This is a genomic window from Sulfuricurvum sp., from assembly GCF_031427015.1.
Classification (GTDB): Bacteria; Campylobacterota; Campylobacteria; order Campylobacterales; family Sulfurimonadaceae; genus Sulfuricurvum.
In genome coordinates this window covers 107628-127564 of record NZ_JASJOW010000002.1, presented here as the reverse complement: position 1 = coordinate 127564, position 19937 = coordinate 107628, and the positions used below count along the sequence as shown (strand labels likewise).

At 44.2% G+C, this 19937-nt stretch carries 18 protein-coding genes; 6 read left to right on the top strand and 12 right to left on the bottom strand.

The window, feature by feature from the left end:
- Positions 1–11: 11 nt before the first annotated feature.
- On the top strand, positions 12–1010 hold the full coding sequence (locus RMO68_RS02950; protein ID WP_310439229.1) for an HD domain-containing phosphohydrolase: 999 nt from the start codon (positions 12–14) through the stop codon (positions 1008–1010).
- Here RMO68_RS02950 and RMO68_RS02945 read toward each other — a convergent pair.
- Entirely contained in the window at positions 996–3818 is a 2823-nt protein-coding gene (locus RMO68_RS02945) for a helicase-related protein (protein WP_310439228.1), read from the bottom strand. The two genes, RMO68_RS02950 and RMO68_RS02945, sit on opposite strands and share 15 nt — an antisense overlap.
- Positions 3819–3902: 84 nt before the next feature.
- On the opposite strand from RMO68_RS02945, the gene RMO68_RS02940 reads away from it, so the two are divergent.
- The 4 genes from RMO68_RS02940 to RMO68_RS02925 are packed head-to-tail and all read left to right on the top strand — an operon-like array spanning position 3903 to position 5989.
- Positions 3903–4211 (top strand): hypothetical protein, encoded by a 309-nt coding sequence (locus RMO68_RS02940; protein WP_310439227.1) that lies wholly within the window; start codon positions 3903–3905, stop codon positions 4209–4211.
- Complete coding sequence (locus tag RMO68_RS02935) at positions 4187–4528, top strand: DUF309 domain-containing protein (RefSeq protein WP_310439226.1); 342 nt, start codon at positions 4187–4189, stop codon at positions 4526–4528. The genes RMO68_RS02940 and RMO68_RS02935 overlap by 25 nt, the downstream gene beginning before the upstream one ends.
- Positions 4513–5133, top strand: coding sequence for an NAD(P)H-dependent oxidoreductase (locus RMO68_RS02930; protein WP_310439225.1), 621 nt, complete (start codon positions 4513–4515; stop codon positions 5131–5133). Before RMO68_RS02935 ends, RMO68_RS02930 begins: the two co-directional genes overlap by 16 nt.
- A gap of 10 nt (positions 5134–5143) precedes the next feature.
- On the top strand, positions 5144–5989 hold the full coding sequence (locus tag RMO68_RS02925; RefSeq protein WP_310439224.1) for a mechanosensitive ion channel family protein: 846 nt from the start codon (positions 5144–5146) through the stop codon (positions 5987–5989).
- Here RMO68_RS02925 and RMO68_RS02920 read toward each other — a convergent pair.
- The 6 genes from RMO68_RS02920 to RMO68_RS02895 all read right to left on the bottom strand — a co-directional run bounded on the left by RMO68_RS02920 (position 5986) and on the right by RMO68_RS02895 (position 13418).
- Positions 5986–7128 carry an MFS transporter gene (locus RMO68_RS02920; RefSeq protein ID WP_310439223.1) on the bottom strand — a complete coding sequence of 381 codons (1143 nt, stop codon included), beginning with the start codon at positions 7126–7128 and terminating at the stop codon, positions 5986–5988. The two genes, RMO68_RS02925 and RMO68_RS02920, sit on opposite strands and share 4 nt — an antisense overlap.
- Positions 7088–7594: an RDD family protein gene (locus RMO68_RS02915; protein ID WP_310439222.1), complete on the bottom strand. Its 507-nt coding sequence runs from the start codon at positions 7592–7594 to the stop codon at positions 7088–7090. The genes RMO68_RS02920 and RMO68_RS02915 overlap by 41 nt, the downstream gene beginning before the upstream one ends.
- 177 nt (positions 7595–7771) lie before the next feature.
- A complete protein-coding gene (flgE, locus tag RMO68_RS02910; protein ID WP_310439220.1) occupies positions 7772–9928 on the bottom strand; it encodes a flagellar hook protein FlgE in 2157 nt (718 codons plus the stop codon).
- Between the two features lie 51 nt (positions 9929–9979).
- A complete protein-coding gene (locus RMO68_RS02905) occupies positions 9980–11317 on the bottom strand; it encodes a flagellar hook-basal body complex protein (RefSeq protein WP_310439219.1) in 1338 nt (445 codons plus the stop codon).
- Between the two features lie 10 nt (positions 11318–11327).
- Positions 11328–12005, bottom strand: a complete 678-nt coding sequence (locus RMO68_RS02900; RefSeq protein WP_310439218.1) for a flagellar hook capping FlgD N-terminal domain-containing protein — start codon at positions 12003–12005, stop codon at positions 11328–11330.
- 15 nt (positions 12006–12020) lie between these two features.
- Positions 12021–13418 (bottom strand): flagellar hook-length control protein FliK, encoded by a 1398-nt coding sequence (locus tag RMO68_RS02895; RefSeq protein WP_310439217.1) that lies wholly within the window; start codon positions 13416–13418, stop codon positions 12021–12023.
- A gap of 176 nt (positions 13419–13594) precedes the next feature.
- Here RMO68_RS02895 and typA point away from each other — a divergent pair, with 176 nt between their 5' ends.
- Positions 13595–15397, top strand: coding sequence for a translational GTPase TypA (gene typA / locus RMO68_RS02890; protein ID WP_310439216.1), 1803 nt, complete (start codon positions 13595–13597; stop codon positions 15395–15397).
- Between the two features lie 3 nt (positions 15398–15400).
- On the opposite strand, the gene RMO68_RS02885 is transcribed toward typA, so the two are convergent.
- From RMO68_RS02885 to fliQ, 5 genes are all read right to left on the bottom strand, one after another.
- On the bottom strand, positions 15401–16633 hold the full coding sequence (locus RMO68_RS02885) for an NAD(P)/FAD-dependent oxidoreductase (protein WP_310439662.1): 1233 nt from the start codon (positions 16631–16633) through the stop codon (positions 15401–15403).
- Between the two features lie 55 nt (positions 16634–16688).
- Positions 16689–18131 carry a cytochrome c oxidase accessory protein CcoG gene (gene ccoG, locus RMO68_RS02880; protein ID WP_310439215.1) on the bottom strand — a complete coding sequence of 481 codons (1443 nt, stop codon included), beginning with the start codon at positions 18129–18131 and terminating at the stop codon, positions 16689–16691.
- A gap of 14 nt (positions 18132–18145) precedes the next feature.
- Positions 18146–18796, bottom strand: coding sequence for a recombinase family protein (locus tag RMO68_RS02875; RefSeq protein ID WP_310439214.1), 651 nt, complete (start codon positions 18794–18796; stop codon positions 18146–18148).
- Between the two features lie 99 nt (positions 18797–18895).
- Positions 18896–19672 carry a UDP-N-acetylmuramate dehydrogenase gene (locus RMO68_RS02870; protein WP_310439213.1) on the bottom strand — a complete coding sequence of 259 codons (777 nt, stop codon included), beginning with the start codon at positions 19670–19672 and terminating at the stop codon, positions 18896–18898.
- The gene (fliQ, locus tag RMO68_RS02865; protein WP_310439661.1) at positions 19669–19935 is read right to left on the bottom strand and encodes a flagellar biosynthesis protein FliQ; all 267 of its coding nucleotides are present in this window, start codon (positions 19933–19935) and stop codon (positions 19669–19671) included. The genes RMO68_RS02870 and fliQ overlap by 4 nt, the downstream gene beginning before the upstream one ends.
- Between the last annotated feature and the right edge of the window lie 2 nt (positions 19936–19937).

The following is a 19937-nucleotide window of genomic DNA, read 5'->3' as shown; positions in this document are numbered from 1 at the left end:
CGGCTACGGATGTGAAACAGGTACGCATTTCCCGACGTTACGATGAAACTCCCCATGAAGTCTATGTCGAAATTGAAAAATGGCTTTTGGACGTTGGAGATATTCTCCCGTTTGATCTCTTCTCAACTGACGACAAGTTCTCTGATAAATCCTTTTTTTTAGCTCAGAATACCCCTATCAGCTCAAATGACAAAACAAAGATCGAACGGATCCGATCCCTTTACATACGGCAAAGTGATCTCCCCTCTTACAACCGCTTTGTAGATAAACTGGTGCAAGCCGTTGCTCGTAATGAACAAATACCGATTACAAAAAAAGCTGCCGTCATCTATCGACAGGCTTCGGTTATCCTTGATGAAATGTTTGAAAATCCCGAAGAGCTTGAAAATGTTCCGAAGTCAAAAAAAGTGGTCAACACTTTTGTCAATACAATTTTCAGTGACACCCATGCGATAGAATCTATGATCAAAATTACAGCCTACGATTACTACACCCATACCCATTCGATTAATGTCTGTATCTATTCTCTGAGTTTAGGATCGTATCTAAAGCTGGAACCTGTTACCCTCGAAGAGTTAGGAATGTCGGCATTACTGCATGATTTAGGCAAAAGCAGAGTCAACCCGAACATAACCAATAAAAAAGGGAGACTAACCGACAGCGAGTTTGAAGAGATGAAACACCATCCCCTTTATGGATATACGATTGCGTTAAAAATAGGTATTCGTGATCGCAGTATTCTCGATGGAATACGCCATCATCATGAAAAACTTGACGGAAGCGGCTATCCCGATGGGCTTATGGGAAAAAGCATCACTCTCTTTGCTCGAATTATCGGCGTATGCGACGTCTTTGACGCCCTTTCCACGCAGCGTTCCTATAAAGACAAAATGAGCTCATACGAGACCTTACGCCTTATGAAAATATCGATGCAGCACCATCTTGATATGGAGTTGGTCGATGCGTTTATCCGGATGCAACAACACGATGCTATTTTAACGTCGCTTTGATGTATACCGTTTCTCCGCTCCTGCAGGACGCGTTTGCTGAGCTTTAGCTCGATTAAGATTATTAAAACAGCTTTGGCAAATTGCAAATTCAGCATTCGGTGCCAACGGTTTACCGCATGTTTTGCATCGCGGAACAAAATGGCTTTGTTGGAGAGAATTTTCGATAAAACGGTTCAGCTCCCCCCTAAACATCCGTGCTTTCTCAGCATCAACGAAATATTCTCCCATCCGATACGATAACCACAGATAGAGGCTAATCTCTTTAATCCGGTCTTCCGCTTCCTGAAGCTCTTCCATTGACAACGCATAATTCCCTAACGCTCTCGGCGGAATATACGCAATCGGTTTTTTCTGTTCCAATGCACGAACATAACGCTCGAATGCCGCCATCACCAACGGTGAAGAAGTTGATAACGGTGCCGTAGCTAGAGTATATTTGGTCCGCATATCCAGATCGTAGCGATCAACAATAGCGGAAGCTTCCTGCATCGATTCGAGGTTGGCGGCACGAAACGGCCCTTCAAACTTCATATTTTGAACAAAGAAATCAACGATAGCCGAGAGGGATCTCTCCTCCAAAATATTCGAGACGAGCATAATGTGATCAAAGTTCGCCATGACATTAAACGGCAAGGTAATCGGCTCTATCTCTTTTGTAAAGAGAGAAGAAATGGTTTTGAGAACATCTGCGGTAAGTGCCCCGACGTACCCTTTTTCACTCAACCCATACCGCCCGGCCCGTCCTGAAATCTGTCGTACTTCGGTTGCAGTGAGATTGCGCTGGTTTTGACCGTCGAATTTATCCGCTTTGGAAAAGAGAAGCGTTTTGATCGGGAGGTTCAGCCCCATACTGATAGCGTCGGTAGCGACGAGAATATCGGTCTCACCCTCGCGAAAACGGCGTGCCTCTTCTCGGCGAACTTCAGGGCTTAGATTGCCGTAGATAACACTGGTACGATAGGTTTTAGAGAGCTGCTGTTTGAGTCGTAGGGCGTTGGAGCGGGTAAAGGCGATCACGGCAGTTTTAGGCTCTATAGCGGTGATCGGAGTGGCGGAGTTGAGAAGTTCAAGGGGATTTTTACGCTCAAACTCGATAATCTCTAACGGCTCACCTAAATATTCGGCGAGGGCTATAACCGCTTCGCGGGCATTGGGTGATCCCGTCATAATGACCGTTTTTGCAGGAGCACCGATGATAGCATTCGCCCACGCCCATCCCCGATCTCTATCATCGATCATTTGTACCTCATCGATAACACAGCAATCAACCTCTGTTTCGAAACTGAGCATCTCGATAGTGGAGCTGATATGGGTCGCATCCTCATCGAGAAGCTGCTCTTCCCCCGTGATGAGCGATGCACTGACCCCATCATCACGAAGGCTCTCATACCCCTCTAACGCTAACAAACGTAACGGCGCGAGATAGTATCCCGTTCCCGCCTTTTTAAGCTGTTGAAATGCCGTATAGGTTTTACCGCTGTTAGTAGGCCCCGTATGGAAAATAAGACGGCGGCGGAGGGATCGAGCTAAAGGAAAAAGGTTTTTAAAATCACGTACCGTTCGCGCAAGGAGTGCTTGACGCTGCCGCTTTAGAAGCTCATTCGCATTGCGTTGATCAAAGGCAAACAAAACCTTACGCGTTGTTTTAGAACTGATATGCGGAGTCAGGGTGAGATACGGTAACAGTAACTCATAGACGATAGCATAAAGGGACTCTTCATCCATTTCCAAAAGTTTTGAACGTTCGCGGCACTCGTTCACCAAATGCTCCAGCTCACTTAAAAATCCCCGTTCAACGTGTAAACTTTGCTCCTCTATCATCGCACTAACACTAAGTTCCTCTTCATTCCATATCTGGCGGCTTAGCTCTGCGGCATCCAGATGAAGAGATAGAGAGTATTCAAACGGTTCATGACGGTGGGGAAGATTCAGCTCCTTATCAATCTCGATAATCAAATCATCATTGGTACTGGAAGCGAGTTCGGTATGAAAATGGCGGGACAATACATCCCGTAAAATATCACCGTTTAACATCCCGTAGGTTTGCACGGAGGGAGGGGCACTTTTGAGTGCGGTAATAATCTGCTCTTGGGTGAGATATCGATGCGATCGAAAGTTGAGTGAAGACAAAAAGAGATTGATTTGCTCTTGTTTTTGGCGTGTTAGTTCAGATTTAAGTTCTGTTATTTCAGGAACCAAAACTTCTAACGTCTCTTCATGGAGCCGCTTTTCATTAAGCGGAGGCGTTTTCAGGACATGAATTTTACTAAAACTCTCACCCTCGACATGATACGTTATAGGAGCGTAATACTCTAACGTATCATCAAAATTGAATTTTCCCTCTAATGCTTTTTCAAGCGCCTCACGTTTGTGAGTATAACGGATATGTTCTAACTTCCCTGCTATTTTCTCAGCAGTAATTTTACGGGTACGTATGTCGATAAATGCGGCGTGCAATGCGCGGCGTTCATCCGGTGTAATTTCAAAAGCTTCCAAAAGCTCATCGATTTTTTCTTCCCGTTCATGCGGCTTCTCTTTGGGCTTTGGATTGGGATAAATTTTCCCTTCATTCTTGAAAAAGGCGACTATCATTTCTCGATTATCGGTCTCCCCTTCCGACCAAATTCTCCGAAAAGTTTTAATCAGGGTTGCTTTATCCGTCGTACCGTTAAATATCCCCAGTGTATGGGCAAGGGCGATGAGGACTTCACTTGGTAAGCGCTCAATCCCCTCATCGAATCCTTCATCGCCGAAAAAATGGCGAATGGATTGGTTGAGTTTTATCATTTTTTTCTTTTTCTTTGCCATAGCGTAAGTGTAGCCTAAAATCCTAAGGCTAAAGCCTTTATTGATTTGATAAACTTTCGCAAAACGATAAACAAAGGGGCTGAAATGATCGATCTGGGCGTCGATGAATGGACGCAAGAAGAGTATCTTAAAAACAAACAAACCTTAGAATCTAACGGGGTTAAAGTCTTGTTGATCGATACAATATTAAACCCTATCGACGGAGCTGAAACCGTTCTTTACGCTCCACCGCTTTTACGCAATGAGCCCGAAGGTAGCGTCTTTGTATTCTACTGTGACAGCGGAAAGTCATCTAAAGAGCGATTACGGGAGTTTCGGAGTAAATTTCCAAATCACGTGTGCATCAGTTTACGAGGAGGACGCGGGTATTGGCGCAAGAATCTACGAGTATAACGGCATCGTGTGAGGCGTTTGTCCAATCTCTCGAAGAGGGGCGTTATTATGACGCGCATGAAGATCTGGAACCGTTATGGTATCCTCACCGATTTGAAGATAACGATGAAGTAAGGCTCTGGAAAGGGTTTATCAATGCGGCGGTTTGTTTTGAACTCATCAAGCGGGGGCGACCAAAGCCATCAGAGACAGCATGGCAAACGTATCTCAAATATTCTCCCCTATTGGAGCATCTTGTTACTCCTCATAAACAACTCTACGTTAAAATAGTACAAATCATAGAACGACAAAGGGGTAAACTATGTCCGAGTTCTTAAAAGCGATGACATTTCGTCATGCGTGCAAAGCGTTCGATACCGAAAAACAGATTCCAAGTGAGCAGTTTGATTCGATACTGGAGGTATTGCGAACCTCTCCTTCATCCTTTGGTATGGAGCCATGGAGAGTGATCGTGGTTCGCAACCCGAATTTGCGCAAAGCGCTCAAAAGTGCGTGTTGGAATCAAAACCAGATCACCGAATGTTCCGAACTGGTGATTTTTACCACCGATAACGATACCGTGCGCAGCGATACACCGTACGTGCGTAAAATGTTCGAGCGTCGTGGACTCCCAGCGGAGGCAGTCGATACCTATATGGGTGTCTACAAGAACTATTTGGAACCTATCGAAGCCGATGAGATGCTGTTGGAAAACTGGACGGCGAAACAGTGTTATATCGCTCTGGCGAACATGATGACCTACGCCGCGACATTGGAGATCGACAGTTGTCCGATAGAGGGATTTGACAAAGAGGAGGTCGAAGCAATCCTAGACCTCGAATACGGCCATAGTGTCGCCGTTATCTGTGCGTTCGGGTATCGCGTAAAGGCTCAAAGCGAACAAAAACGGCTTGAGCTCAAACAGATCGTCGAGTATCGCTAAAGGGGGAAGTATGTTACAAAAAATCGAACATTATGAAGACAAAATGACCTACTACACTGATTTGGCAATGGGGTATGCGACCGAATACGGACTCAAAATTCTTGGGGCGCTCCTCATTTTCTTTATCGGCAAATGGATAGCGCGTAAAATAGTAGCCCTTATGCGTAAAGGGATGGAGAGAACCCGTGTCGATCCGACGCTAATCTCTTTTGCGAGCAATGCCCTTTACGTTGCATTAATTATTATCATTATCGTAACCGCTATCAGTAATATAGGGGTTGAGACCACCTCCTTTGTTGCCGTATTCGGAGCAGCGGGACTCGCTATCGGGCTGGCACTCAAAGACACCCTTGCTAACGTCGGCGCTGCCGTTTTAATTATCTTCTTCCGACCTTTTAAAGTGGGTGATTTTATTGAAGCCTCAGGGGTTATGGGAAATGTTAAATCCATTAACCTATTTTCAACAACCCTTACGACAACCGATAATCGCTCTATTATTATCCCCAATGGTGCACTGATAGCCGGAAATATCATTAATTACACCGGAAATCTTACGCGTCGTATCGATATGACATTTCAAATTGATTATAAAGATGATTTGAAGATAGCAAAAGAGGTGGTGATGAAGGTTCTTCAATCGCATGAAAAGGTGCTTAAAGAGCCTGAAGCAGTCGTTGCCGTAGGTGCGTTAGAACGTGATGGCGTACAACTTATCGTTCGTCCCTGGGTTGCGGTAGATGATTATTGGGACGTGATGTTCGAAATCACCGAATCGATCAAATTAGAGTTTGATAAACATAAAATCACCGTCCCTTTCCCGCAGATGGACTTACATCTTAAAAAAGAAGATCTCTAACTTCGACTATTTTTTTTAAACGCAACTGCAGCACCCAATGCTGCAAATGCACCTCCGATAAATAAAAACTCCGGTGTATATTGATAAAGGACTCCGGCTCCTATAGCTCCGACAAATCCTCCCAAACCGTATGAAATACCGAAGAAGAACTGCTGAGAAAGACGACGTGCGCTGTAGAGTTCAAAAAGCGTTGCAATCGCGGCGGTATGAAACAGGGCGAAACTGAACGCATGAATACTTTGTGAGGCGAATAAAAGTAGCGTAGAGTCCGGAAACAAAGCGACGATTAGCCAACGAAAGGCAGTGATATATGCTGTAAATTGAAGAAGACGCGACAAATTTCCCCGCAATAACGGCCCTTGAAAATAGAACATCAAAATCTCAGCAATAACCCCGAAACTCCACAGCCATACCGTCGTATCCAAAGAGATCCCGTGATCGGTCGTATAAATCGTAAAAAAATTATAAAAAGGGCCGAAACTCACTTGCATAAGAAAAAAGCCGATCCACAAAGGGACATGATCTTGTATTGAAAAAAAACAAAGTTTCTCATCCTCTCCGCATTCACCGGAAGAAGCTTTGTTATGCTTCACACCGATCAATACCCCAAAGATAAGAGTTAGCAGAGCCATGGCAATCAAAAATCCGATTCCGATATACGGGGATGTAAGATACCGAACCAATAGCAGTGAAACCGCGATAAAACCGAGTGAACCGAAAAGACGAATTCGCCCGTATTTCTCCCGTCCAATCTGTTCAAGGGAAATCACTTCAATATAGGGGAGGATTAGGGCGATACCGATACCGAAAAAAATATTGACCATAAGCAGCGGCCAAAAGAATTCCAACGCAAGATAAAATCCGCATGCACTCGCCCCCATCAGGGCTAATGAAGTAAAAAATGTTTTTTGGCTTAGTTGAAATCCCTTTAGGAATAAAAACGGTACAGCAAACCGAACAAGGGGGGCGGAGGCAAAAATAATTCCGATTTGAATCGGATCATACCCTATCTCAGAGAGAATTTTCGGGATAAAAATAATGTGTACCCCGATAAGGGCAAAATAGAAAAAATAAAAAAAGGCGATTAAAGCAGCCACGTTAGGCTTCGCGAATAACGGCAGTACCGCTGATAAGATCATGCAAGGAACGGTTATCTTTACGAAATAATCCGATAAAAAACCCTATTACACTGATAAAAGAGAGAAAATAACCGATAAAACGAAGTGTTAGTTTCCCATACGAAGCCGGCTTCATCGTTACGGCATCGACAACACGAATACGGGTGAGCTTTTTCCCCGGAGTCTGTCCGTTACGGTGCCATAACCACACATACGTGAAGAAAAACAATCCGATTTGAATGATTGAAGCAATAGGGTTGGGAGGATTGGTTTGCGCTTTGGGATCATGAGCTAACACATCCAAACCGCTTGCGCTATTCATTTGATCATAACCGAAAATCAAGAGTGTTAGTAGAGATATCGGCAATCCGATCATAAAAATATCGGTGACGAACCCCGCTGCACGAGGCCAAAAAGGGGCATACACTCTTTTGAGCGTATGGGAAGGTTGTTTTTTAGGTGTTTTTTTTACGGTGCGCCATCTCATAAGTGAAAGTATAACGTTATTACTGTTCGTTTACTAATTTGATTCATAATTCTTTTATCCCAAACGACAGCAGCAAGTCGTGGGTAACGTTTTCTCATTCATCACTCACTCCTTAAGTTTCAAAGTTCCGGCGTTCATCCTTCTCGCCGGAGTTCTCCTTTAAAAATTTTGCCTAAATTAACGTTTCAATCCGATAAGAGTTTCCAACAACGTATCCGAAGTGGTAATCGTTTTACCGTTCGCTTGATATCCCCGTTGAATAATAATAAGCTGCGTCAGGGATTTTGACAAGTCGACATTTGATGCTTCAAGTGCCGAGGATTGCATGAATCCGCGTCCTGCCGTTGCTGCCGTACCGATGATCGGATCACCCGAGTTGGCAGATTGTAGATAAACGTTTCCGCCATCGCTCACTAACCCCTCATTATTCGAGAATTTTGCCATCCCGATTTGAGCAAGTCCGAATGAACGTCCATTGGAAAAAGAACCTACTAACGTACCGCTTTGGTCAATTCGGATACCGACGAGATCCCCTCCAGGGAAACCGTCTTGGCTGATTCCGCTGGTTCCTGATGGATTATCAAAACTTGTCATCCCGTCAAATGAGTTAATCGTACCAAAGTTCAAATCAATGGTTTGGTTAGGTGCCGAACCATTATTCGCCGTATAAGTAAGACTTGGAATCGTCGCAAGGGCAAGTGCCCCTGTGTTTGTAAAACTAATACGTCCGGCATCTAAATTGGTAAGCTCATTTTTATTGATCGTTCCGCCGATGTCTCCGGGTGAGGGGACGCTGATTTCATAAATCCACTCGGTACCTCCACTGGAGTTGAGTGCCGTTTTACGGAAATCGAGTCGAAGGGTGTGTTTGGTACCCAGAGAGTCAAAGACATCGATACTTGCCGAGTGAGTAGCGGCATTAAATGATTGACTTAATCGTGAGATACTTGAACCGGTAGTCAAAGTTCCTGATAAGGTTTGAAAGTTTTGGGTAAATCGGGTGTTTTCAGTGACCCCAGCGGAGGTTAATCCGGTAACGGCGAGACGTAGATCGTATTCATCCACTCCGGCACTTCCCGGATTTTTGATCTCAAATTGCCCTTTATCATTGATTTCGACAGTAATAGCACATTCTGTTAAGACGTTATCATTATCTCCGTGATCATCTCCGATAAGACGGGCATCATGCTGCATTTGAGCCCGTAAATCTTCCGTTGTTGTGAATTGACGTATAGCGCCGGTTGCAGTGGTTTCCGCTATAGGGGTGGCTCCTGCACTAACAAAGGTGTATTGAAATGCGGTGATATCGCTTCCACTAGCAAGTCCGGCATTTGCAGTAGTTACAACCAAGTTAATATTTTTACTGGCAGCGGTTGTCCCCCGCGTATTATCATTGGTCAAAATTAAAATTGCCGGATTTGAGGGATCTGGAGCGGCACTAACTCCCGTTGTAGCCGTATTAGCATTGATCTTAGCGGCAATCATGCTGGTTGCTTGAGCTGCCGTTTCTGTCCCGGCAAATACCAGTGACATGGAAACGCCGTTCACGTCGAATGCTAAAGCACCGGCAGCAGGTGCGACGATCGTATCGCTGAAGGTTGCGGGCTGATAGCTCGTCCACATCCCCTGACCCGCTTGGAGATTCAACGCATTTCCACTAGCATCAAATAAGACATTAAAAAACTCAGGACGATCATCATCCGAGGTGTTGGCTATACCATCGACACCGGTTGTATTAAGACTATTAGTATCAAGGTTATAAATCGGTTTAAACTGCTCGACACTATCCCCTGAACTGAGGTTTGCTTTAACCACCACTTCAGAAGTCGCTTGCGCAGGAGTGGTCAATCCCGGTGGGATTTGGATGTTGGCTATCGGTGCGGTAGCATCAACCAGCCCCGTTGTTTCATCGCGTACCCATCCTTGTACGATAAATCCGTTGTTATCGACAAAGTTTCCGGCAGCATCAAATTTAAAGTCTCCCGAACGGCTATACTTATAGGTATTACCCCCATCGGAACTGACGATAAAGAAACCGTCACCTTGGATAGCGACGTCGGTATTTTTATCGGTATTTTGGATAGAGCCTTGAGAGTGGATACGGGTAACCGAGCTGACGGTTGTCCCCAATCCGATCTGTACGGCATTTTTCCCCCCGATTTGTCCCTGTGGAGCAGTCGCTATTTGATTGGTTTGGGCTAACAAGTCAGAAAAGTTTGCACGCGAATACTTATACCCGATCGTATTTACGTTAGCAATATTGTTGGATTCAACGTCCATTGCAACCTGATGCGATTGCAAACCGGTAACACCTGCGAAGAGTGATCGTAACATAATATGTCCTTTTTATGACAAAGTAAAATTTAAAAGCAAAAATTATTCCAATTAGCGATGCATTTGCAACGCTTTTTGGATTAACTCATCTCCGGTAGTGATACTCTTCGCGCTGGCCTGATACGCACGCTGCATGATTATCATATCGGTAAGTCCTACGTCCAATCGCACATTGGAATTTTCGAGTTTTCCGCTGTACACTAACGCCCCTGCAACCGCTTCACCGTTTTCATCCGTCCAAAAAATCGGATTTCCGCTATCGGTACTTTCCTGAAAAAGAGTATCTCCCGCACGGTTTAACCCTTGATCATTTTGAAAATGGTATACCGCTACGCGACCGATAGCGCTTTGTCGACCGTTCGAGAAATCGGCGACAATAATACCGTTGGAGTTGATCCCATATTTGGTTAACGTCCCGCCTGAAACACCGTTCGATCGTGATGTTCCCGTGATCGCAGCACCGTCGATAGAGATAACCCCGTCAAAGCCGCTACCCAAATCAATCTCAACCGCAGTACCGTCGTTATCCATCGAAGCAATATCAAAACTGCTCAACCCCCCACTTCCATCAAATATAGCTTGGCCGCTTTTTGTGTCGTAAACAACACTTCCATCGTTAGAAGTGACGGTGGCAACCACATCCCATGCGACACTTCCGCTGGGTTGGACGGCACTTAGGGTAAAAGAGAGGCTTAAGCGATTTCGCTCATTATTGGCACTGACGACGTCGGCACTGATGGTACGCTTTTCATTATCTGTGCCGAGATTACCGAAAAACTGCGCCTTGGTTGTCGGCTCAACGGGATAGGCGATACGGGTAGGAAACTCTAAAATTCCCTGCGAACCGACGGTTCCCATAGCCACCTCATCGGTCGGATCGCTGACCACATAAGCACCCGTAACGCCGTTTAAATCAAAATCACCGTAATCAAACGATCCGTTATAAGCAAAATTGCTTAGCATTGTCCCCGTAACGTATTTACCATCAGCCGTCGTAAGCCGTGCAACCGAAGAGTTTGCATCCCCTGCTACTTTTTGGTACTCATCAAATACAAAATTTCCGGCTCGGGTATAATAAGTGTCATTGCCCGATACTACACCAAACCAGCCGTTTCCGCCGATTGCAAGATCATTAAAACGATCACTCGCGAGAAGTGTTCCGTTTTGCATTTGAGTTGTCGTAGACTGCAAACGTGAGCCCATACCGATATCGTTCGTGGTCGGGGTAGATCCCGCACTTACTAAAAGGTTTGTAAAAAGATCGGTGAACTCAGCCGTTGAGCCTTTGAACCCTACGGTATTTACATTGGCAATATTATCGGAGACAACGTCTAATCCGTACTGATGGGTCATAACACCCGATATTCCAGAATAATAGGCTTGATTCACAATACTTTCCTTAGTTGTTGGTCACTTCGGAGATGGTACTAAAGTCAACATAATTGGAGCCGAGTTTGGCGTAGGTTATCCCGCTGTCAAACTTAATCGCTTCGATCGGATAGACTCCGACACGTGAAGTAGCCTTTGTCCCATCCGTTTTAGTGTAAGATGCTTCAACATAATAAACTCCGGCATCCAATTCAACACCGTTATTATTAGTCCCATCCCAGTTATACGCTGCGATTCCCGCATCGGTAGCACCGATCGCCATACTGCGGAGAATATTCCCGCTACTATCGAGAATATTAACGTTTCCACTGGCAACAGCATCCGGAAAATAGAGCTCGAAATCAACATCTTCACCCTCTTCCCTGACGATAGCATTACTTCCGGTATCCGCTAATTTACCGATGGCGGAAATTCCGGTGTATTGCAAAGATGCATTAAGCGATGTTGCCAATGTTTCAAGTGCTTTATTGGTATTTTCAGAGGCTTCTAATGTCGCTAACTGTGAAGTTTGAGACAAAATCTTCTCACTGTCCATAGGAGCAGTCGGATCTTGATATTTAAGTTCCAAAAGTAAGAGCTTTAGAAAATCATCTTTTCCTAAGCTGCTCTTGTCTTCCGTAGTTGTTGTGGTCGTTCCTCCGCTGTAAGCGGCATCTGTGGTGTAAGCACCGTAAGCATTAATAGCCATAATATCCTCCTTGGATTACGCGTAATTCGGGATTACGATTTCAAGAGCTGAAATCTGCTCTTCATTTAGTTCGAGTTCTTCAAACGACTCATAGGAGCGAAAACGGTTTTGTTGTTGCTCTTGTTGATGTTGCTGTTGTGCTTGTTGTCCATTTTCACCTCCGGACATAAAATTCATCGTAGCGTTGGTAATCCCCTGATGGGCTAACTGTGCTTTGAGCTCCGTCGCATTGTGGGCTAAAAAAGCAACACTGTTAGCATTGGTTGATTGGATATTGACATGAACGTTATTACCGCGCTGTACGAGGGTTACTTCGACTTCACCGAGTTTTTCAGGATTTAGCTTCATCGTAAGACGTGTAAAAGGGGGTTTATACTCTTGTACCGCTTCTTTAAGGTCACTTGCAAAAAGGCGCATACTTTGCTGCGCTTCTTTCGATTTTACTTCCAAAGAATCGGCTTTAAGCGGATGGGCGGTTTTAGCCCCTTCCCCTTCAACTTTTAAAGAGCTACCGCTCTCCCCTTGTGTCTCTTTATTCTCATTTGTCCCCTGCAATAAAGCGATCAACGTATCTGTTTTTGTCGTTTGTTGTGCAGATGCTGCCGTTTTTACTTCACCCTCCTGAGTAGATGCAGAGGTTTCCGTAACCGCTTCTGAGCTTTCGCGTTTGTCAAGCGTTTGCAGTAATGTTTTCAAAGGCTCTGTTTCAGCTTTTTCAGAAATAACATTTTCTACCGATTCCGATGCACTTGTTTTTGTACTTTTTTGCTCTTTATTTTTTATTTCATTAATAAGCTGTGCCAACGTCTCCATGGAGATATCTTCTTGTGATGCACTCGGAAGCGCGGCAAGAGCTTTTGTCTCCAATAGAGGTTTTGAGAGGAGCTCACTCGGAAACGGTACTTTCTCTTCCGAATCATTTACCAAAGTTGAAAGGCTAATCGATTGGGGTTCTAATCCCATTTTCTTAGCCAGTTCTACAAGCCCTCCCAATGTTTTCGGAAGGGATGCGGAGTCTAGCTTGTACTCAGGTTTTTTAGAGGTAATCTCATTTTTTAGATAATCTTTTGCCCGATTCATAAGGGTACGAACTTGATCTTCAGAAAGACTCCCGAGTAGCTCTTTAGAGACCAGCGCCGATTCTTTCTCTTCACTCCCCGTTAAAAGCGACTGGAGTTCCTTGAAAGAAGAAGATTTTATCTCTAAATTTTTTGTCGAGCTGTTTTTAGGATCGATGATCGCTTTGAAATCGTTGGATTTGACGATTTTACTCTCATCCGTTTTAGATTGCCCGAATGAACCCAAAAGTTTAGAAAACAGGTCACTCGATTTTGTGGAAGAATTTTTTGAATTCCCCCCTAATAGATCGGCCAGCGATGTCTTCGCCTGAGATTCGTTACTTTGAATGATCATGAGTGATCCTTATTTGGGCACATACCGCACCCTTTTGTTAAAGTAGTAAAGCAAAGCAAAAAATATTCCACTTAAGAAAAGTAACCAAACGGTAACTTGCAATAATGTGCTTAACATTTCCTTAACCTTATATGCGATATAATCCGCGAAAATCTTTGCCCTATCAAAGGACAGCAATGCAAAAAATTCGTAACATCGCCGTAATCGCGCACGTTGACCACGGTAAAACGACTTTAGTTGACGGGTTGCTTAAGCAATCTGGAACATATGGAAGCCACGAACAAGTGAATGAAAGAGCAATGGACTCTAACGCCCTTGAAAAAGAGCGCGGAATTACTATTCTCTCTAAAAACACCGCGGTTCGCTACGGCGATCATAAAATTAACATTATCGACACTCCGGGCCATGCCGACTTCGGCGGTGAGGTTGAGCGTGTATTGAAAATGGTTGACGGGGCTTTGATCCTTGTTGATGCGTATGAGGGTGTTATGCCTCAGACGAAATTCGTTGTTAAGAAAATGCTTGCGCTTGGAATCAAGCCAATCGTTGTTATTAACAAAATCGATAAACCATCCGCTGATCCTGAGCGTGTAGTAGATGAAGTATTCGACCTTTTCGTAGCGATGGATGCGACGGAAGATCAACTTGATTTCCCGATCGTTTATGCTGCAGCACGTGACGGTATCGCGAAAATGGACATGTCTGAGCCTGATGGTGATTTCAAATGTTTATTTGACACGATTTTGGAAAAAGTACCTGAGCCTACCGGTGATGCAGAAAATGCAACCCAATTGCAAGTTTTCACCCTCGACTATGATAACTACGTTGGAAAAATCGGTATCGCCCGTATTTTTAACGGACGTATTTCAAAAGGGGATAACATCCTCCTTGCAAAAGCTGACGGTGAAATGGTCAAAGGGAAAATCTCTAAATTGATCGGATTCCTTGGACTTAACCGTATGGAAATCCAAACTGCGGAAGCAGGTGATATCGTTGCCGTTGCCGGTATTGAAACCGTAGACGTTGGTGATACCATTTGTGATCCTGCTAACCCGATGCCGCTTGATCCGATGCACATCGAAGAGCCTACGTTGACCGTTGTTTTCTCGGTTAATGACTCTCCGCTTGCAGGACAAGAGGGGAAACACGTTACGTCAAACAAAATCCGTGAGCGTCTTGATGCTGAGATGAACACGAACGTTGCTATGCGTTACGAAACAATCGGTGAAGGTAAATTCCAGGTTTCAGGACGTGGTGAGCTTCAAATTACGATTTTGGCTGAAAATATGCGTCGTGAAGGTTTCGAGTTCGGTATCGGACGTCCTGAAGTTATCGTACGTGAAATCGAAGGGGTCAAATGTGAGCCGTTCGAGCATCTCGTCGTTGACCTTCCTGCGGACTTCGCAGGTACGATCATCGAGCGTCTTGGTCGCCGTAAAGCAGAAATGACGGCGATGGTACCGATGGGTGAGGGCTTTACTCGCGTAGAGTTCGAAATTCCTGCGCGCGGTTTGATCGGTTTCCGTGGTCAGTTCTTGACTGATACCAAAGGTGAAGGGGTTATGAACCACTCATTCTTGGAATTCCGTCCTTATACCGGTTCTGTTGAGAGCCGCCAATACGGAGCGTTGATCTCTATGGAAGACGGAGTTGCATTAGCATACTCATTGTTCAACCTACAAGATCGCGGTGTATTGTTTGTCAATCCACAAACAAAAGTGTACAAAGGGATGATTATCGGTGAACATAGCCGTACTAACGACCTTGATGTTAATCCGATTAAAGGAAAAGCACAATCAAACGTCCGTTCATCAGGTGCCGATGAAGCGATCAAGCTTGTTCCACCGCGTGACATGAACCTTGAACGTGCATTAGAGTGGATCGAAGACGATGAGCTTCTCGAAGTAACTCCTCTCTCAATCCGCATGCGTAAACGTTGGTTGGATCCGACCGATCGTAAACGTTACGCGAAAAAGTAAGTTTTACTTTTTCGCCATCTCCTTGCCGGCGATCATACCGCTGGCCCACGCAAAGTTAAAATTATAACCGCCACGACGACCTACGATATCAAGTACTTCACCCGCAAAATAAAGACCCTCTACGATTTTTGATTCCATTGTTTTATTATTAACCTGAGCCGTACTTACGCCGCCGCCGCTCACTTCGGCGTGTTTGAAACCGTGGGTATCGATCACTTCAAATTTCCATTCACCGATCAAATGGGCTAGTTTTTTGCTCTCTTTAGGGGTGAGAGAAGATACCGTTGTGTTTTGTGTGATAGCAGCATCTTCGAGGAGATAGGTGACGATTTTTGCAGGGAGTAAACCGCAAAGTGCAGTATGAATATCATGCTTAGGAACGGAAGCAAATACCTTTTCGATGATACTCGCCAACTCTCCTCTATCATAGCGAGGGAGGAGATTAAGGGAAATGCTAACGCGTTGTTTGTGTAGCAGAGCATGAGACGTTCTCTGGCTGATGTCGAGAATTGCTAACCCCGAAATCCCGTATGCAGCAAACAGGATGTCTCCTGTTACCTTTGTGTTACTTTTACCATCAATGATGAGGGTCACTTCGGCAACCGTTTTAACCCCTGCCATTTTGTGGTGATTTTTGGAGTTTAGATGGAGCTGAACGAGACTTGGGTAGGTGGGGAGTATCTCGTGTCCGAAAGAGCGGGCAAAGGCGTATCCATCCGCCGTTGCGCCAAGCTGCGGAGCCGCTTCACTCCCTGTAGCGATTAAAACATTGTTATAACGCTGTTTGTCCTGATCGGTTTGGACGTTGAAATGGGAGTCGTTTTTGGTAATCGCAGTCACTTTGGAATCGGTGATGATTTTAACTCCTGCTTCGTTCACGGCACTTTTAAGGGCAATCAGTACCGATTTTGCTTCATTCGAGAGGGGATAACATCTGCCGTCGTCTTTAATGTCTAATAAGAGTCCGATGGAGTGGCAGAATTTTTCAAAATAGGCAAACGAGAGTTGTTTGAGTGCGTAGGTAACGAACGGTGTATCCATTCCTGCGTAATCATCCGCAGATGCCGCAGTATTAATAATATTGCACCGTCCGTTACCGGAGGCCAATATCTTTTTCCCCACACTGGAGTTATGCTCATAAATGGTGACATTAGCACCACTACGCGCTGCTGCGAGTGCCGCCATTAATCCGCTTGCACCGCCACCGATAATTGCTATTTTTTTCATTGAAGGTATTGTACTATAAAAGAAGAATGAGACAGAGGAAGAGGGGAAGACTCCCCTCTAGAATTTATTTTAGCATGTCCGATCGTGGGAAGGTAAAGGTTGATTGACGGGTGACCGCCACTTTATCTTTTGCATCTACGGCATACGCATTGATGGTAATCGGGATAACGGTATCTTTACGATCATCATTCACTAGCATTTCATCAGTATAGAGAACAACGACTTTTTTCTTAACAACGCCCGGTTTTACTTTGAACGGTTTTTCAGGCTGGTCAATTTTGATTTTACCTTCCATTCCCGCAGGAGCAACAATGTCAAAATAATACTCATGATCTTCGTTAAGGGTATTTTGTAACAAGAACGTATAAGCATTATCAACTTGAATTTTACCCTCATCATTCGTATGGATAGAATAAAGGCGATTCTCTTTGTTGATGTTCAAAAGCATATACTCTTTTTTACTTCCCATCATGCCAAGAATTACACTAACAATGACCAAAATAGCGATATAGCCCAAAATTTTCGGACGGAAATAGTGCGTTTTACCTTTCATGTAAAGAGTCTCTTTCTCACTAGACCACTCCACAAGACTCGGTTTACCGAGTTTACCCATCACTTCCGTACAGGCGTCAACACACTCTAAACAGTTAATACACTCGAGTTGAAGCCCTTTACGGATGTCGATATGGGTTGGACATACCGTCACACAGCTTTCACAGGTGGTACACTCTGCATTGGTATTTACTGCTAGAAGATCATTTTGTTTGGTAAACATTTTCTCTTTATGCTCATTGTAAATGTCTCCGCCGCGATTTGGGTTATAAACCGCCATAACGGTATCATCATCGTACAAAACGGATTGGATACGGGAGTACGGGCAAACGTAGACACAAAAATTCTCTTGTAAGAAAATAACGTCGTACACCAAAAAGGCGACTATCCCTAAAATTGATCCGATTAATACAGGATGCTCCGCAGGATTTTGAATATACGCCAAGAAATCTTCCGGCGGTACAAAATACCACATCAAATCGGCAGCGGCTACAAATGCCAACCCCGTCCAAAGCAAAATAGCAACGAGACGTTTGACTTTGTTTTCAAATTTCGAGTAATCGGGTTCTTGTTGCTTATTTTTGATACGCTTGCGAAGCCCTAAAAGCTTTGTCTCGATCAAATCACGGTAGACAACACGGAAAATGGTTTGTGGACACATCCATCCGCAAAATACGCGTCCCCCAAGTACTGTAATACCGAAAATTCCGATAAATAAAATCATAAGTAAGAACGGCATCAAATAAAGCTCTTGCATATCAAATTGGATAAACATCAAATGAAGTTTCAATTTATCAAAGCTCAATAAGAAAAGATGATTTCCCTCTATCGTAATCCATGGCACCGCCAATGCAAAAAAGGTTACTAATCCATAAAACCAATACCGTTTAATACGCCAAGGTGTCCACCCCGACAAATACTCTTTCCCTTTTGGGGAAACTGTTTCTTCACTCATTTCTACGACCTCCATCATATACTTGATTCATCGATTGGGCATCGAATTGTCCCAATCACCGTTGCTTCCGCATCCGCATCGCTTCCGATACCGATAACACCGCTTACTACCTCTTTGAGCTCACGCGATTCGATATAATCTTTCAACGAGCTACGGCTCACTCCCAAAACGCGAGCGATCTCACTGACACTTTTTCTTTTCTTCAATAACTCAATTATTTGTTCCAAATGTATATCGAATTTTGACGACGATTTGGATCCGCGCGGACGCCCTATCCCTTTTTTTGCATCGTCTTGAAGCACCTGTCGGAGCTGATCGATAAGACCTAGGACGACCATTGTATCACTTTTACGGTCGATTATTACACCCGGCTTGACAAAATGGATTGTATTGTTATTTTTAAGAAGACAGCTAAACATTTGGACAACATCTTCGATGCAGTTGCTCAATGTCCATGTGTCATAAATGATCAACGTGTCACTCTCCAAAGAACGAAAGAATCGTACCACTTCATGACGCTCACTAAGCCGTTTATTTTGAGACGTTTGATCCACCATCTCTTCATGGATCGTAATCTCTTTTTGATCGGCATAGCCGTTAATCAATTTAAGCTGTTCATAGACACCGTCAAAATCTTTATCAGGACGGATATAACTTACTGTCATTGTATGCTTAAATCCTTTACTATATTTAGTTTCATCGTCATTCTAACAAATAATGACGACTAAAGTCAATAGAAATGATTATTTTTACGTCATACATCCTTATTTAATAAGGATAACTTCACATTGTAAATCAATATTGAATTCTCTTTTGACGCGCACTTGAGCCTCATTGATAAGCGTTAACGCATCCTCATACGTTCCGCCTCCCATATTGACGAGAAAATTAGCATGGACTTCACTGAATGCCATTGCCCCTATCCGATGACCCCTCAAGCCTACCGCTTCAATAAGACGACCGGCATAATCACCCTGAGGATTTTTAAAACAGCTTCCCGCACTCGGCTCATGCGGCTGATTGGAACGCATTTGATTAAACATCTCGTATCGCTCTGTCGAATACCCTTTTTCAGCTTCAAAAAGCGCTTCGAAAACCACTTCATTAATAGATGTTTTTCGATACCCGTACTCTATATCCTCTTTTAATATCCAACCGCTCATCGTTCGGATGGCAATAAGATGGTTGAAAATCTCATACTCTTTGAGTCCCGCATTCATTTTCAACATGCCGCCAAGGGTTCCGGGAAGTTTGGAAAGATACTCGAAATGGGCGATATCGTTCTTTTTACAAAACGATACGACGCGCCCCCCTGGAGTTGCTGCACCGATATGGAGGCCATCTTCTTCGAGGCGGATAAAATCATACTCTTTGGAAAGGATCATAAGTGGCGGCGGTGTAGGGGATATGAGGACGTTATTGGCAGCACCGAGGATTGTGCGTTCCTCGGGGATAACATCATTCTCGATCAAAGCGACTTCCACGACAGGACCGATACGGATGGAACTGAATTTTGAAAAATCGATTCTTTTTGTATTCATTGCATAAAGGTCGGAATCATATTAAACATACGGATCGTGAAGTCCTGCATCTCATTCATCATCCACGGCATGGTGAGGATAATAACAACGACGATCCCGATGATTTTCGGGATAAAGCTGAGTGTCATCTCATTGATTTGGGTCGTGGCTTGAAAAATACTCACCGCAAGCCCGAGAAACATCCCGACTAATAATGCGGGCAATGACAATATCAGTGCAATTTTAAAAGTTTCAATACCCAATCCGATCAGTTCAGACTGCATCA